The sequence below is a fragment of the Serratia sp. GW822-FHT06E05 genome (assembly GCF_058799445.1).
The window spans coordinates 180550-195831 of sequence record NZ_JBXALM010000011.1; the positions used below are offsets into that span (position 1 = coordinate 180550).

Sequence of the window (15282 nt, forward strand, 5' to 3'; positions counted from 1 at the left end):
CGGCAGTGCCGGCGGATATTCGTTACTTTCGCTGTCATTCTTAAAATGAGAGCGCTCTCATTTATTTAGATTAACCGGAACAGGAAATGAAACCGGGAGTTGTGTCGCAAAAAGCGAGCAAGGCGTAAAAAGGGCAAAAAATGCGTGATGCAGTTGGCAAAAAGGTCTAAGGCGATCATACTTTTGGCAGTAAAATTCGGGGCTGGCTGAGATAAGTCCCACAATTGCGTAAATATAGGTAAATGGCTGGCACTCGCAGGTTCAGCTCTTTAGAATCAAAGCGCTTTTCCGTTGTTTGTCTCTTAGAGAAAGGACCCGTTAATGTTCAAACGTACTTTAGTGACCCTCGTTGCGCTGTGTTCCCTGACAGCAATGGCACCCGCTGCGCTCGCTGCCGGTGAAACTCATGTCATGCTGACCACCTCAGCAGGGAATATCGAATTGGCGCTCGACAGTCAGAAGGCTCCGGTTTCCACCAAGAACTTCATCGACTACGTGAACAGCGGCTACTACAACAACACTATTTTCCACCGCGTGATCCCGGGCTTTATGGTTCAGGGCGGCGGCTTTACTGCCGATATGCAGCAAAAATCCACCCAGGCACCGATCAAGAACGAAGCGGATAATGGCCTGCGTAACCTGCGTGGCACTATTTCGATGGCGCGTACCGCCGATAAAGACAGTGCTACCAGTCAGTTCTTCCTGAACGTGGCGGATAACGCCTTCCTGGATCACGGCCAGCGCGATTTCGGTTACGCGGTGTTTGGCAAGGTGGTTAAAGGCATGGACGTGGTGGATAAAATTTCCCAGGCGCCGACCGGCAACGTGGGGCCATACCAAAACGTTCCAAGTAAACCTATCGTCATTCTGTCAGCGAAAGTGCTGCCATAATGATTTTGCGCCGGCCCCCGGTGGGCCGGCTGCATTGCTTTCCCCGGAAGCCTTGCCTGCATCACTGTTTTTTTCCCCGTCGCATGCTTTAATCGCCAGCTTATAATCAGACCGGAAACCCGGCGTTCTGCATCTGTTTTGTTAAGGGATGAGCTGCTGCCATGTTTGAATTTAGCCAGGTTCTGCTGCTGTTACAGCAGATGTGCGTCTATCTTGTCATTGCTTATTTACTGAGTAAAACCCCGTTATTCATTCCGCTGACACAGGTGACTATCCGCCTGCCGCACAAGCTATTGTGCTACGTCATTTTCTCGGTGTTTTGCATCATGGGCACCTATTTCGGGCTGCATGTCGAAGGATCGATTGCCAACACTCGCGCGATCGGCGCCGTGCTGGGCGGCCTGTTGGGGGGGCCTTCGGTAGGGTTCCTGGTGGGTTTGACCGGGGGCTTGCATCGCTACACGCTGGGCGGCATGACCGACATCGCCTGTGCGGTCTCTACCGTGGCGGAAGGGTTGGTGGGCGGGCTGGTGCACAGCATCGCCATGCGCCGGCGGCGTATCGACCTGCTGTTTAACCCCTTGTTTGTTGCCGGGGTGGCATTAGTGACCGAAGTGCTGCAAATGGCGATTATCCTGGCGATTGCACGGCCGTTTGACGAGGCGCTGCGGCTGGTGGAACACATTGCTCTGCCAATGCTGATTGCTAACACGCTGGGGGCGGCGATGTTTATGCAGATCCTGTTGGACAGGCGGGCGATGTTCGAGAAATACACCGGTGCGTTCTCCGCCAAGGCACTGAAAATTGCCGAACGTACTGAAGGCATCTTGCGCCAAGGGTTCGATCAGGAAAACAGCATGCGGGTGGCGCGGGTGCTCTATCAGGAGTTGGGGATTGGTGCGGTCGCGATAACCGACCGTGAGAAGCTGCTGGCGTTTATCGGTATCGGCGACGATCACCACCTGCCGGGCACGCCGATCTCATCAAAGCATTCGCACCGCGCGATCGACAACAACGAAGTGGTTTACGCCGACGGCAATGAGCTTTCCTACAGCTGCTCGATCAACGCCAACTGCAAACTGGGTTCGACGCTGGTGATCCCGTTGCGCGGTGAGAACCAGCGGGTGATTGGCACCATCAAACTCTACGAGCCGAAGAGCCGTTTGTTCAGTACCATCAACCGCACGCTGGGTGAAGGTATCGCCAACCTGTTATCCGCACAGATCATGGCCGGCCAGTATGAGCGCCACACGCAGCTGCTGGCGCAGTCGGAAATCAAATTGCTGCATGCGCAGGTCAATCCGCATTTCCTGTTCAACGCCCTGAATACGCTGGTGGCGGTGATCCGTCGTGACGGGGATCGGGCCTGTGAGCTGGTGCAGTACCTTTCGACCTTTTTCCGCAAAAACCTCAAGCGTTCGGACGACGAAGTCAGCCTGGCAGACGAACTTGAGCACGTTAACGCCTACCTGCAGATCGAACAGGCGCGTTTTGCCGATCGGCTGGAGATTGCGGTATCGCTGCCGGAAGAGTTGTTGGCGGTACGTCTGCCGGCCTTTTCACTGCAACCAATCGTTGAGAATGCCATCAAGCACGGCACTTCGCAGTTGCTGGGCATCGGGCGTATAGATATTGGCGCTCGGCTCGAAGACGGCTGTCTGTTATTGCAGGTGACCGACAATGCGGGTCTATACCAACCTTTGCCGAACAACAGCGGGTTGGGAATGAACCTGGTAGATAAACGTATTCGCGTACGCTACGGCGACGGCTATGGCGTACGGGTGGCCTGTGAGCCACAAACCTTCACCCGCATTACGCTCAATGTACCCTTGGCGAGGGCTGCCTGATGTTAAACGTACTGATTGTCGATGATGAACCGTCTGCACGCGATAACCTGCGACATTTGCTGGAAGCGGAAGAGGGCATCAGCATTGTCGGCGAATGCGCCAATGCGATAGAAGCCATCAGCGGGATCCATCGCCTGCAGCCGGACGTGGTGTTTCTGGATATTCAGATGCCGCGCATTACCGGGTTGGAGATGGTAGGCATGCTCGACCCTAATCGCATGCCGCATATCGTGTTCCTGACTGCCTATGACGAATACGCGGTGCAGGCCTTTGAAGAGCATGCGTTTGATTACCTGTTGAAACCGGCGGAGCCGAAGCGGCTGAGCAAAACGCTGCAGCGCCTGCAGCAACAGCGTGGGCAGCAAAACATCGCCGCGCTGGACGAAAGCGCCGGCTACCTGAAATACATCCCCTGTACCGGCCACAGTCGCATCTATTTGCTGCGCTTTGACGAGGTAGTAGCGATACGTTCGCGACTGAGTGGCGTATTTGTGGTGCGTAATGACGGCATGGAATGTTTTACCGAGCTGACGCTGCGAACGCTGGAGCTGCGGACACCGCTGGTACGCTGCCACCGTCAGTATTTGGTCAATCTGGAGCAGGTGCGTGAAATTCGCTTCGATGAGGGCGGCGCTGCGGAAATGATCATGCCGGTTGGGGAGCCAGTCCCGGTCAGCCGCCGCTATCTGAAAGCCTTGAAAGAGGAGCTGGGGCTGCGGGGGTGATTAATCCTTTGGCCATTGCCGGCGGGAATGTACAACTGCCAAAATAATAAGAAGGTCATTTTTTACTTCATAAATCAGTAGGTAAAAATGATGAATGACCCATTCACGTGTACCTGAAACCCGGCCCACTTTGCCACTTGATGGGTTTCGGGATAGTTGGCTTGCCGCCGCAGAAATCAAAGCATCAATCTCTGCGGCAGCTATCGGGTTCTTTGACGCAAGATAGTCATAAATTGCCATACGGTCAGCAATTGTGGGATCCGTCCACTTTAGCTTCACGATATTTCCTTATCGTTTTACCGCATTGATTTTGCCCTGCGCTCGGCGAAATAAGCCTCAACGTCCTCATTATCAACCACTCTTCCTTCCTGGAGCGCTTTTCGGCTTAAATCGACCTTCTCCTGCAACCACTGTTCATACTCTTTTTGCTGCGATTGTCGACTGACAAAATCTCGCATGAAATCGCGTAAAAGCTGAGATGCCGTTCGATCCGCTGCTTTGGCCGCGCTGGCAAAAGCTATTTTTAACTCGTCATCCACGCGGATAACCACGGTAGATTCAGACATGGTAAATACCTCGTATATACAGCGTACTGCTTACTATATCACCGGTGTTTTATTGTTCAAGTGGGTTATGGCATGGCTGCAATGGGCTAAGCGGAATCCTAAATTTACCTGTCCAGTTGGCGGGTTAAGGGGCCGATTTTTGTTTGTCCTTGACGGGGTTAAGTCCCCCTTATAGCTTTATTGACATCAACAGGCGCTTTTTGCGTCGCGTCCAAGGAAAAGAAAATGAGTGAAGCACGGATTATCGCCAAAGCGATGAAAGACGGGAAACCGGTACAGGATCTGGTTATCCTGCCGGCATTGGCGAACCGCCATGGTCTGATCACCGGAGCGACCGGGACAGGTAAAACCGTGACGCTGCAAAAAATGGCCGAGCAGTTTTCGCGCATTGGTGTGCCGGTCTTTTTGTCTGACGTAAAGGGAGACCTGTCGGGTATTGGTACCGAAGCCGTGCCTTCCGAGAAGCTGCAGGCGCGTTTGGCGGCAATTGGCGTCACTGACTGGCAGCCGCAGGCCTGCACGATTATTCCGTGGGACATTTATGGTGAGAAGGGCCACCCGATCCGCGCCACCGTGTCCGATCTGGGGCCGTTGCTGCTGGCCCGCTTGCTGGATTTGAACGAAGTTCAAAGCGGCGTGCTGCAACTGGTGTTCAAAATAGCCGATGACAATGCGCTGCTGCTGTTGGATATGAAAGATCTGCGCGCCATGGTGCAGTACGTTGGGGACAACGCCAAACAGTTCCAAACCCAATATGGCAATATCTCTTCGGCTTCGGTCGGTGCTATCCAGCGCGGATTGCTGACGCTGGAAGAGCAGGGGGCAAACCAGTTCTTCGGCGAGCCGATGCTGGACATCAATGACCTGATGAAAACCGACGCCAACGGCCACGGCATCATCAACCTGCTGGCAGCGGACAAGCTGATTAATCAGCCGAAACTCTATTCGGTGTTCCTGCTGTGGCTGCTGGCCGAGCTGTTCGAACACCTGCCGGAAGTGGGAGATCCGGAACAGCCGAAGCTGGTGTTCTTCTTCGACGAAGCTCACCTGCTGTTCAACGACGCACCGGCGGCGCTGCTGACGAAAATCGAACAGGTGGTACGCCTGATCCGTTCCAAAGGTGTCGGCATTTACTTTGTTACCCAAAACCCGCTCGACATCCCGGACAGCGTGCTCGGTCAGTTAGGCAATCGCGTGCAGCACGCGCTGCGCGCCTTTACCCCTCGCGATCAGAAAGCGGTGAAAGCCGCGGCGCAAACCATGCGCGCCAATCCGGCCTTCGATGCGGAAACGGCGATCACCGAGCTGGGCGTCGGCGAGGCGCTGGTTTCTTTCCTCGACGAAAAAGGGCGCCCAAACGTGGTGGAACGGGCGATGGTGATCGCGCCGGAATCCAAGATGGGCATGCTGGGGGCGGAAGGGCTGAACAGTGCGATCAATAAGTCGCCGCTGTACGGTCGTTATGAGGATATGGTGGACCGCGAGTCCGCCTACGAGAAGCTGTCTGCGGAAGGTTTCGCCACCGTCGGTGCACCGCAAGCGGGCCAACCGGCGCAGCAACCCCAGGCGCAGCAGCAGGCGGGTGGCGGCCTGATGGGCGGCCTGAACGATATTCTGTTCGGCTCTACCGGCCCACGCGGCGGCAAGCGCGACGGCATAGTTCAAACCGCCGCCAAGAGCATGGCACGCGATCTCGGTCGACAGATCCTGCGCGGCGTGCTGGGCTCGATCATGGGCGGTCGCAAGAAGTAAGCTGAAATTATCGGTAGCGGCAGTATCGTGAGGGCGTTGTATACTGCGCCCGTGTAAATCGGGGCGGCATATTCGCCCCTGCGATGATGTCTGTTGGAAACACTATGCTGCTGTTGATCGATAACTACGACTCTTTTACCTATAACCTTTACCAGTACTTTTGCGAATTAGGCGCGGAGGTGCTGGTGAAGCGTAACGACGAGCTGCAACTGGCCGATATCGAAAGGCTGGCGCCGCAGCGTCTGGTGATCTCTCCTGGGCCCTGTACCCCGAATGAAGCCGGCATCTCATTAGCTGCCATCCAACATTTTGCCGGCAAGCTGCCGATCCTCGGCGTTTGTCTGGGGCACCAGGCGCTGGGGCAGGCATTCGGTGCTAAGGTGGTGCGCGCCCGCGAGGTGATGCACGGCAAGACCTCGGCGATCCGCCATCTCGACAGCGGTGTTTTTCGTGGGTTGAACAACCCGCTGACCGTTACCCGTTACCATTCGTTGGTGCTTGAAGCTGCTACTTTGCCGGACTGTTTTGAAGTTACCGCCTGGAGCGAACGCGACGGCGTACGTGATGAGATCATGGGCATCCGTCACCGGCAGTTGGCGCTGGAAGGGGTACAGTTCCACCCAGAAAGCATTCTCAGCGAACAGGGGCATCAGCTGTTGGATAATTTCCTTAAAAGTTAATTGCTTAGATTTTTTTTAGTCGCCAAGGTGATTTGCGTTTGCCCTTTAATGGTTTTTTATGCATATTTTGTGATTATATTTTCATTCAATTGCCATTAAAAAACTGAGTTACTTTCAGGGTGGACCCCATAATGACCGAAAAATCTGCAGTAACCCGCAGCACCTTTGATCAGGTTATCCTGCCTGTTTATGCACCTGCTCAGTTTGTCCCGGTCAGGGGCAAAGGCAGCCGCGTATGGGACCAGCAAGGGAAAGAGTACATCGATTTCTCCGGCGGTATTGCGGTGACGGCGTTGGGGCACTGCCACCCGGCGTTGGTTGAGGCGCTGAAACAGCAGGGCGAAACCCTGTGGCATACCAGCAACGTGTTCACCAACGAACCGGCGCTGCGCCTGGCGACCAAGCTAATTAACGCCACCTTTGCCGATCGGGTGTTTTTCGCCAATTCCGGCGCAGAGGCTAACGAAGCTGCCTTCAAACTGGCGCGTCATTATGCGATTACCCGCCACAGTCCGTACAAAACCAAAATCATCGCGTTCTATAACGCGTTTCACGGCCGCACGCTGTTTACCGTCTCTGTAGGCGGACAGGCCAAATATTCCGACGGCTTTGGGCCCAAACCGGCTGATATCGTACACGTACCGTTCAACGATCTGGCCGCGGTGAAAGCGGTGATGGACGACCATACCTGCGCGGTGGTAATGGAGCCGATCCAGGGTGAGGGGGGGATTACCCCGGTAGACGCCGACTTCCTCAAGGGTGTACGCGAACTGTGCGACCAGCATCAGGCGCTGCTGGTATTCGACGAAGTGCAAAGTGGCATGGGGCGCAGTGGCAAACTGTTCGCCTATATGCACTATGGCGTGACGCCAGACATCCTGACCACGGCCAAGGCGCTTGGCGGTGGCTTCCCGGTTAGCGCGATGCTGACCACCGAAGAGATTGCCTCGGTGATGCAGGTGGGCACCCATGGCACCACCTACGGCGGCAACCCGTTGGCCTGCGCGGTGGCGGAGGCGGCGCTGGACGTGATCAATACGCCAGAAGTGCTCAGTGGCATTGAACTGCGTCATGGACTGTACGTGCAGGCGTTAAAACAGATTGGCGAGAAATATGGTGTTTTCAGCGACATTCGCGGCATGGGCCTGCTGATTGGTGCCGAATTGACGAAAAATTACCACGGCAAGGCGCGTGATTTCCTGACTGCCGCCGCTGCACGCGGGTTGATGATCCTCAATGCAGGGCCAAACGTGATTCGTTTTGCGCCTTCGCTGGTGGTAGCAACCGAGGATATTGACGAAGGGATGGCGCTGTTTGAGCTGGCCGTGCAGGACGTGATTGGCGCTTAATGCATAAGGGCACCGAGGGTGCCCTGAGTTTGATGACAAAGTGGTCTGTGAGCCCGAGATACTCGGGTCTAGCGCACCGAGGGGCGGTCTCCCTAATAACAAGCTTTGTCAGCAGTCTGAGGGCGCCGGCGGCGCCCTTATTGATCGCGCAGTTTGCGTTTCAGCCAGATACCATGGTGCGGACGCTGGCGCCAGGCCAGTGACGAGATGGTGTGCATGACGCTCAGATGGGACAAAATCCGCCGCAGATGGCGTTCCATTTCAGTCACCGGCATATCCGGCTGCAAATCCGGTGGCTGCATAATGCCGTTGCCACTGCTCGGCCCGTCGTATTCAAGCCGCTGCTGACAGCTTTGCAGCGCGATTTCACAAGACTGCAAATACTCCTCCGCCAGCTTTGGCGTCAGCATATAGTGCTCGCGCGCCAGAATGGTCATCGCATTCAGGTGTTCGACAATAAACTGGCTGTGCGTAACCCACAGGCGCATATCTGCCAGGTAGCTCGATTCAAATCCCGGCTCCTGCATCGCCTGATTGAGTGAGGTGAACAGCGCGTTGTGCGCCTGATTGACCTGCATGCGGGCATAAGCCAGCGCACTGGGATCGGGTTCTTGCTCTTCCAGCAACAGGCGCAGCGCCTGCTGATCGTTTTCCAACGCCTGATGGGCGTTCTTGCGTAGCAGACCGCTTTGCCACTGTGGCCACAGCCAGATGGTGCTGCCGAACACCAGTACGCAGCCGATCAGCGTGTCGATCAGGCGCGGCACCAGGAAGTGGGTGCCGTTCAGTGCCAACAGTTGCAGGGTGTAAACCGCCGTCACCGTAAAGCCAATTACCGCCAGCCCGTAATTTTTACGTGAAACCAGATAGGCCAGCAGCGTGATCACCAGCATCACGCCCAGCGTCTCAGCCTCGGGCAGCTGCAGTTGCAGTAACCCGGCGGCAATCACCAACCCAACCAAGGTGCCGAGCGCACGGTGCTGGATGCGCACCCGGGTGGCGTTGTAGCCGTTTTGGCTCACCAGCATGATGGTCAGCAAGATCCAGTAAGGTTTTGGCAGATTGAAAATCATGCCCAGGCTGCTGCCCGCTGCCAGGGTGACTCCCAGCCGGGACGCATTGCGCAGGGCGTTGGATTTGAACGACAGGTAACTGACCAGCGCGGGCCAGAATGGCAGACGGTTTTGATTGGCCATCAGATCGCGTCGGTAGAGTGGGTGCTGGGTGCGCAGCAGGCGGGCGATGCGGCTGAAGTGGTAATAACAGAATTGGCCGACCGGGTTGTCCGGGTGCTGTGTCGCCACTTTTTCCAGGGCTGCCAACTCATGGTCCATGTTGAAACGCTGAGAATGCTGATGATAGAGGATATAGTGCGCTACCGTGCGCAGCCGATTGGCAATCACCTGTGCATTGCGGCGGATAATGGCTTCGGCCTGGCTCTGCTCTACCAGTTTTTGGACCTCTTCCGGCAGGTGCAGGCTGACGGTGATATGTTCCTGCAAATCCAGCGCGACCTGAAAGGTGCGTTGCAGGCGCTTTTGTTCGAGATTGCTGGCATGGGGCAGAAAATTAAGCTGCTGATACAGCAAGGTGATCAGGTCCATGACCTTTTGCTGGCGCACCAGCAGCGGTGGTAAGGCGGTCTGCGGATCGGTGTGCTGGGTCAACAGCGAATATTTGGCTTCGAAGTAGTCCGCCAGCTCCAGATAGAGCTGATTGAGCGACTCGCGCATCGGTTGCTCTTTCCACAGCTTGAACCAGAACCAGGTAAACAGGCCGTACCAGGCGGTACCCACGATATATAATACCGGCGCGTGCCAAAGCGGTACCGTACCGGCCATGCTGAGGGAGAAGATGGCGGCAACCAGCGCGGCGGGCAGCAGGCGGGCGTGCAGTGGGCTGATTTCGCCGCTGACGCCAAGCAACAGTGCCAGGCCGAGCATCAATGCGGGCAGCGGCACTTGCCACAGCAGTGCCTGTTGCAGCAGCAGGCTGCTAAGCGCAAAGAGCGAACCGCCGACGATCAGGCGTTTAAAGAAACGTTTGTGGGGCGTGTCCAGCCCGGCGATGTTGCAGCAGGCGGGAACCAGGGAAAATAGCAGGCCGTATTGCAGTTGGCCGATCAACAGCCCGAGCAGAACCGGCAGGCACAGCACCAGCGTTTGTCGCAGTGCATAGTTGACTTCCGGATGATAAATCAGTCGGCGCCACATGATAAATCGGGGAATAAAAAAACGGCGCGAATTATCGCGCCGTTTTTTCAGTGATTAACGGGTGCCGTAAACGACAATAGTTTTGCCGTGAGCGGAGATCAGGTTTTGATCTTCCAGCATTTTCAGAATACGACCCACGGTTTCACGAGAGCAACCGACGATCTGGCCAATTTCCTGACGGGTGATTTTAATCTGCATGCCATCCGGATGGGTCATGGCATCAGGCTGTTTCGCCAGGTTCAGCAGGGTTTGCGCGATGCGGCCCGTAACGTCCAGGAAGGCGAGGTTACCCACTTTCTCAGAGGTTATCTGCAGGCGGTTTGCCATCTGGGCAGACAGGCGCATCAGGATGTCCGGGTTTACCTGAATCAGCTGGCGGAATTTCTTGTAGGAAATTTCAGCCACTTCACAGGCGGTCTTCGCCCTAACCCAGGCGCTACGCTCCTGACCTTCTTCAAACAATCCAAGCTCGCCGATGAAATCCCCCTGGTTAAGGTAGGACAGGATCATCTCTTTACCTTCTTCATCCTTAATCAGCACCGCGACGGAGCCTTTGACGATGTAGTAAAGCGTTTCGGCTTTTTCACCTTGGTGAATCAGCGTACTTTTGGATGGATATTTGTGGATATGGCAATGAGACAGGAACCATTCGAGAGTAGGGTCTGTTTGCGGTTTGCCGAGAACCATTCGCTGTTATCCTCTGTTGTTATCGCTGCCTTGTGTCACAGGGGTCAGAGTTCCCTGTAAAACGTGCTGTCGCCGTTGTTTTAATGGTGGCTATCAGCAGGTTTTGAGGCGTGTCATAAATATACGCTGTCGCTCTAGCATATTAACTTGCCGGGAGAGCTGCAAGCTACATTCTGTTAACATACCGGTAAAGGAGCCTTTCCCTGGGAGTTTCCCTGAAATCAGTGTCCCGGAAAGATTTATTGCGGCTCTGTTTGTAGCACAGAGTGAGGCGGGTGTCTCGTGTTGTCTCGCTTCAGCATGATTAGCATCAGGTTCCGTTGCCAGTTTCTATGCGAAAGCGTACTCTGATTTTAAGAAATTAACCGGAGTGACCAGCATGCAGGCAAGAGTTAAGTGGGTGGAAGGGTTGACGTTTCTGGGTGAATCCGCGTCTGGCCATCAGGTATTGATGGACGGCAACGCTGGTGATAAAGCACCCAGTCCGATGGAAATGGTGCTGATGTCAGTAGGGGGCTGCAGTGCTATCGACGTGGTGTCGATCCTGCAAAAAGGACGCAACGACGTGCGTGATTGCGAGGTGAAACTGACCTCTGAACGCCGCGAAGAAGCGCCACGGTTGTTTACCCATATCAACCTGCATTTTATCGTGACCGGCAAAGATTTGAGCGACAAGATCGTGGAACGTGCGGTCAACCTGTCAGCTGAGAAGTACTGTTCGGTTTCACTGATGCTGAGCAAAGCCGCCAGCGTGACCCACAGTTTTGAAATCCGCGACCTGGCGTAACGGATAAAGGGGGCGCGGTTGTACCGCGCCCCGTAGATTACTCGATTTTTTTTCCTTCCAGCAGTCGCTGCACCAGCGGCGCCATGATCAGTTCCATCGCCAGCCCCATTTTGCCACCCGGCACCACCAGCGTATTGATATGCGAGATAAAAGATCCCTGCAGCATTGCCAGCAGATAAGGGAAGTCAATCTGGTCCAGCCCGCGGAAGTGGATGACCACAAAGCTCTCGTCCAGCGAAGGGATAGCCTTAGCGGCGAACGGGTTGGAGGTGTCTACCGTCGGCACCCGTTGGAAGTTGATATGGGTACGTGAAAACTGCGGCGTGATGTAGTTGATGTAGTCTTCCATCGAACGAACCACCGAATCCATTACCGCTTCGCGGGAGTGACCGCGTTCACCGGTATCGCGGATCAGCTTCTGGATCCATTCCAGGTTTACGATCGGTACTACGCCGACCAGCAGATCGACGTGTTTGGCCACGTCGATATGTTCGGTCACGACGCCACCGTGGAGCCCTTCGTAGAACAGCACGTCGGTCGGCGCCGGCAAGGCTTCCCATGGGGTGAAAGTGCCGGGAACCTGATTATAGGGTACCGCTTCATCGTAGGTATGAAGATACTTGCGTGAGCGACCGGTGCCGTTTTTGCCGTAGTCGAGAAAGCTTTGTTGCAGCAGGCCGAAGTCATTGGCTTCGGGGCCGAAATAGCTGATATGGCGGCCGAGATCGCGCGCTTTGCGGATCGCTGCGTCCATTTCCGGCCGGGTGTAGCGGTGGAAACTGTCGCCTTCCAGCTCGGCGGCGCGGATGTTCAACTGCTGAAAGATTTTACGGAACGCCACGCTGGTGGTGGTGGTGCCGGCCCCGCTGGAGCCGGTCACTGCGATAACGGGATGTTTGGCGGACATGGTGGTAGGTCACTCCGTGTTAAATGCGCAGGCGTCAGATATGATTATTGGTCTGTTTGACGCCCTTTCGCCAAGGGCAAAATTCCGCGCGTTGGTTTGCAATAACCCATTGTTACCTGATTTTTTCCGTCAGTCATAGAACCGATCGCCACTAAATTTCTTCCTGCCCGGCGCGGAACTGGCCGCGCGGCATGATGTTGACGGTCTCATGCAGTTCTGACCAAACCAGCAACACCTCGCCGTTTTTCAACTGGCGGCGCACGTCTTCCACTTTCTGTTCCAGCGAGCGTTCGTGCTCGCCGTAGTCGGTGCCTTCGCGTAACACAAAGGACTCGATCAGGCTGTTTAGGGTCTCAGTTTCCAGTTCTTTCCAGGGGATAATCACGTGGTTGTGTCCAGATAAGGGGAAAGCCAGGATGGAATACGGTATTCCAGCCACATTTGGGGGTGTTTCAAGGTGCCGCCGACAAAACCGACGTGGCCGCCAAACTCGGTCAACTGATACTCAATGTTGTGCGGCAGCGTGGTGACCTCGGGGATCACTTCGTCGGTCATAAAGGGATCGTCTTTGGCATGGATGATCAATAACGGCGTCTGGATCGCCGGCAACAACGGCAGGGCGCTGCAACGGCGATAATAATCACTGGCGTCGCTGAAGCCGTGAATGCGCGAGGTGATGGCGTCATCAAAGTCGCGGATCCGGCGCAACGCTTTGAGCTGCGGCAGCTTGAGCGGCAACGTGTCAGGGTAGTGCAGCAGCTTGCGGGTGGCATTTTGTTTGAGTTGCCCAAGCAGATAGCGCTGATAAACGCGCGAAAAGCCTTGTTCCATACGCCACGAACAGGGCTCCAGCATCAGCGGTGCTGAAACCACGACCGCCGCCTGCAGCAGACTGTCCGCCCCCTGCTGTGCCAGGTAGCAGGCCAGCATGTTGCCGCCGAGCGAGACCCCGACCGCGGCGGTGGGGGCTTCACCGTAGGTTGCGCGCAGCCACTGCAGGAAGAAACGCGCATCTTCCGTTTCTCCGGAGTGATAGATGCGCTGCTTGCGGTTCGGCACGCCGCTGCAGCCGCGAAAATGCATCACCACGCCAAGCCAGCCTTTTTCACGCCAGGCGTTGAGTTGACCGTGAGCGTAGGGGCTGTAGAAATTGCCTTCCAGTCCGTGGAACAGTACCACGCGCGGCTTGCCGGCAGCCTGAGCCGGATCTTCGCTCCAGGCGAGATCGACAAAGTCGCCGTCGGGTAATTCCAGCCGTTGCCAATGTGGTTTTAGCTGCACGCGGCGGCGCACCAGCCTTGGCAGCAGCGTCTGCAGATGCGGATTACTGGCCCCGGTCAAAGGGCGAAAGGATTCATGCATAACCTGAGTAAAAATCTTATTGGCGGCTATTGTGGGATTAATAGTGCGCTGTTAGCTTCACTATCCTGAACTGACAATAATACTGCAAAAAATCACCCTGGGTGAGGAGCACCCACCTCATGGAACCGAGTTTATTTCTTTCGATGTTAGGCTTCCTGTGGGTCGCCGCAATCACGCCAGGCCCTAATAATATGTTGCTGACCACCTCCGGCGCCAATTTTGGTTTTATGCGCTCGCTGCTGTTGATGATAGGCATCATGCTGGGGATGCAAAGTATATTGCTGCTGGTGGCGTTCGGGGTCGGCAGCCTGATCCTGGTTTATCCTGCGCTGCACCTGGTGCTGAAAATCCTCGGCAGCCTGTACCTGTTATGGCTGGCGTGGAAAGTGGCCACTGCCGCTTATGAAAAGCTGGAGACCGACGTGGCCCCGCCCAAACCGATACGCTTGTATCAGGGCTGGCTGTTGCAGTTCCTTAATCCCAAGGCCTGGCTGATGGCGCTGGGGGCGGTGGCCAGTTTTAGCCTGGCAGGCGACAGGTACAACACGTCGATTGTGGCGATCTCGCTGGGCATTTTGGTGGTGAATATCGTTGCCGGGGTGATTTGGCTCGGCTTCGGCACGGTGATTGGCCGCCTGTTACGCAGCAAAAAGGCCTGGATCATCTTTAATCTGTCTATGGGGCTGCTGACGGCGGCCTGTGTGTTACTCATCTGGCATTAAGGAGTTGCGGATGGCAGAAAATTACTTCCACGTAGTGGCCTTCACCGGCGAAGGGCTTCGCGGCAATCCGGCCGGCGTATGCCTGCTGAGACAACCGTTGTCGACCGCCGAGATGCAAGCGATCGCCAATGAGCTGAGCCTGCCTGAAACCAGCTTCGTCTGGGACGATGGCGATATGTCGGCCATCCGCTGGTTTACTCCCCATCGTGAGGTGGATCTGTGCGGCCACGGCACGCTGGCGGCGGCGCACGTGATGTTCAGCGCGGTCAATCCGGCGTTGCAGGATATCCGTTTCCGTTCGGCAAGCGGTGATTTGTACGTTAAGCGCGACGCCGAAGATGGCGAACGCTTGATCCTGGATTTTCCGTCCCGACCGCCGCAAAAAATCGCGATGCCTGCCGGGCTGAGCGCGCTATTGGGCGTTGAACCGCAGGAAGTGTGGCAAGCCAATGCGCTGCTGGTGGTGCTGGAAAACGAAGCGCAGGTGCGAGCGTTGCAGCCGGATATCCCGGCGTTGATTACTTTGGCCGGGCGCGCGGTGATCGCCAGCGCACCGGGCGAAACGGTAGATTTCGTTTCGCGCTATTTCACGCTGGACGGCGGCGAGGATCCGGTTACCGGCTCTGCACACTGCACGTTGATGCCTTACTGGAGCGCCCGTCTCGGCCGCCATCAATTACACGCGCGGCAGATTTCGGCGCGCGGCGGTGAGCTGTTCTGCGAACTGAAAGGCGACCGTACCCTGATAGGCGGCTATGCGCAGATTTTTTTGCGTGGCGAACTGCGCCTGTAAT

The 15282-nt window shown here is 55.9% G+C and carries 16 protein-coding genes; 9 read left to right on the plus strand and 7 right to left on the minus strand.

All coding sequences use genetic code 11. The features are described from left to right. Positions 1–321: 321 nt before the first annotated feature. The 3 genes from ppiA to btsR all read left to right on the plus strand — a co-directional run bounded on the left by ppiA (position 322) and on the right by btsR (position 3463). Positions 322–891 (plus strand): peptidylprolyl isomerase A, encoded by a 570-nt coding sequence (ppiA, locus tag AC1RKC_RS21550; protein WP_020837308.1) that lies wholly within the window; start codon positions 322–324, stop codon positions 889–891. Positions 892–1052: 161 nt separating this feature from the next. Then, the gene (locus AC1RKC_RS21555) at positions 1053–2738 is read left to right on the plus strand and encodes a sensor histidine kinase (RefSeq protein WP_046372487.1); all 1686 of its coding nucleotides are present in this window, start codon (positions 1053–1055) and stop codon (positions 2736–2738) included. Further along, a complete protein-coding gene (gene btsR / locus AC1RKC_RS21560) occupies positions 2738–3463 on the plus strand; it encodes a two-component system response regulator BtsR (RefSeq protein WP_020837306.1) in 726 nt (241 codons plus the stop codon). Before AC1RKC_RS21555 ends, btsR begins: the two co-directional genes overlap by 1 nt. Here btsR and AC1RKC_RS21565 read toward each other — a convergent pair whose 3' ends face one another. Together AC1RKC_RS21565 and AC1RKC_RS21570 are read right to left on the minus strand one after the other, a co-directional pair. Then, positions 3464–3742, minus strand: a complete 279-nt coding sequence (locus AC1RKC_RS21565; RefSeq protein WP_020837304.1) for a type II toxin-antitoxin system RelE/ParE family toxin — start codon at positions 3740–3742, stop codon at positions 3464–3466. A 17-nt stretch (positions 3743–3759) separates the two neighbouring features. Next, entirely contained in the window at positions 3760–4029 is a 270-nt protein-coding gene (locus AC1RKC_RS21570) for a hypothetical protein (protein ID WP_020837302.1), read from the minus strand. 225 nt (positions 4030–4254) lie between these two features. On the opposite strand from AC1RKC_RS21570, the gene AC1RKC_RS21575 reads away from it, so the two are divergent. The 3 genes from AC1RKC_RS21575 (at position 4255) to argD (ending at position 7810) form a co-directional block, all read left to right on the plus strand. Continuing rightward, complete coding sequence (locus AC1RKC_RS21575; protein WP_048760525.1) at positions 4255–5781, plus strand: helicase HerA-like domain-containing protein; 1527 nt, start codon at positions 4255–4257, stop codon at positions 5779–5781. 104 nt (positions 5782–5885) lie between these two features. Continuing rightward, on the plus strand, positions 5886–6461 hold the full coding sequence (locus AC1RKC_RS21580; RefSeq protein WP_046372490.1) for an aminodeoxychorismate synthase component II: 576 nt from the start codon (positions 5886–5888) through the stop codon (positions 6459–6461). Positions 6462–6592: 131 nt separating this feature from the next. Continuing rightward, positions 6593–7810, plus strand: coding sequence for a bifunctional acetylornithine/succinyldiaminopimelate transaminase (gene argD, locus AC1RKC_RS21585; RefSeq protein WP_115060714.1), 1218 nt, complete (start codon positions 6593–6595; stop codon positions 7808–7810). Positions 7811–7947: 137 nt separating this feature from the next. Here the strand turns inward: argD and AC1RKC_RS21590 are convergent, their stop codons facing one another. Both AC1RKC_RS21590 and crp read right to left on the minus strand, forming a co-directional pair. Beyond that, a complete protein-coding gene (locus tag AC1RKC_RS21590) occupies positions 7948–10023 on the minus strand; it encodes a YccS/YhfK family putative transporter (RefSeq protein WP_493092726.1) in 2076 nt (691 codons plus the stop codon). 54 nt (positions 10024–10077) lie between these two features. Then, a complete protein-coding gene (gene crp / locus AC1RKC_RS21595; protein ID WP_004718520.1) occupies positions 10078–10710 on the minus strand; it encodes a cAMP-activated global transcriptional regulator CRP in 633 nt (210 codons plus the stop codon). 379 nt (positions 10711–11089) lie between these two features. Here crp and AC1RKC_RS21600 point away from each other — a divergent pair, with 379 nt between their 5' ends. Next, entirely contained in the window at positions 11090–11497 is a 408-nt protein-coding gene (locus AC1RKC_RS21600; RefSeq protein ID WP_020837287.1) for an OsmC family protein, read from the plus strand. Between the two features lie 37 nt (positions 11498–11534). Here the strand turns inward: AC1RKC_RS21600 and AC1RKC_RS21605 are convergent, their stop codons facing one another. The 3 genes from AC1RKC_RS21605 to AC1RKC_RS21615 all read right to left on the minus strand — a co-directional run bounded on the left by AC1RKC_RS21605 (position 11535) and on the right by AC1RKC_RS21615 (position 13766). Next, entirely contained in the window at positions 11535–12404 is an 870-nt protein-coding gene (locus AC1RKC_RS21605) for a phosphoribulokinase (RefSeq protein ID WP_020837286.1), read from the minus strand. A 151-nt stretch (positions 12405–12555) separates the two neighbouring features. Further along, positions 12556–12789, minus strand: a complete 234-nt coding sequence (locus AC1RKC_RS21610) for a YheU family protein (RefSeq protein WP_020837285.1) — start codon at positions 12787–12789, stop codon at positions 12556–12558. Continuing rightward, positions 12786–13766 carry a hydrolase gene (locus tag AC1RKC_RS21615; RefSeq protein ID WP_129941678.1) on the minus strand — a complete coding sequence of 327 codons (981 nt, stop codon included), beginning with the start codon at positions 13764–13766 and terminating at the stop codon, positions 12786–12788. Before AC1RKC_RS21615 ends, AC1RKC_RS21610 begins: the two co-directional genes overlap by 4 nt. A 119-nt stretch (positions 13767–13885) precedes the next feature. On the opposite strand from AC1RKC_RS21615, the gene AC1RKC_RS21620 reads away from it, so the two are divergent. Then, positions 13886–14488 (plus strand): LysE family translocator, encoded by a 603-nt coding sequence (locus tag AC1RKC_RS21620; RefSeq protein WP_020837282.1) that lies wholly within the window; start codon positions 13886–13888, stop codon positions 14486–14488. Between the two features lie 10 nt (positions 14489–14498). After that, positions 14499–15281 carry a PhzF family phenazine biosynthesis protein gene (locus tag AC1RKC_RS21625; RefSeq protein ID WP_493092727.1) on the plus strand — a complete coding sequence of 261 codons (783 nt, stop codon included), beginning with the start codon at positions 14499–14501 and terminating at the stop codon, positions 15279–15281. Position 15282: the final 1 nt, after the last annotated feature.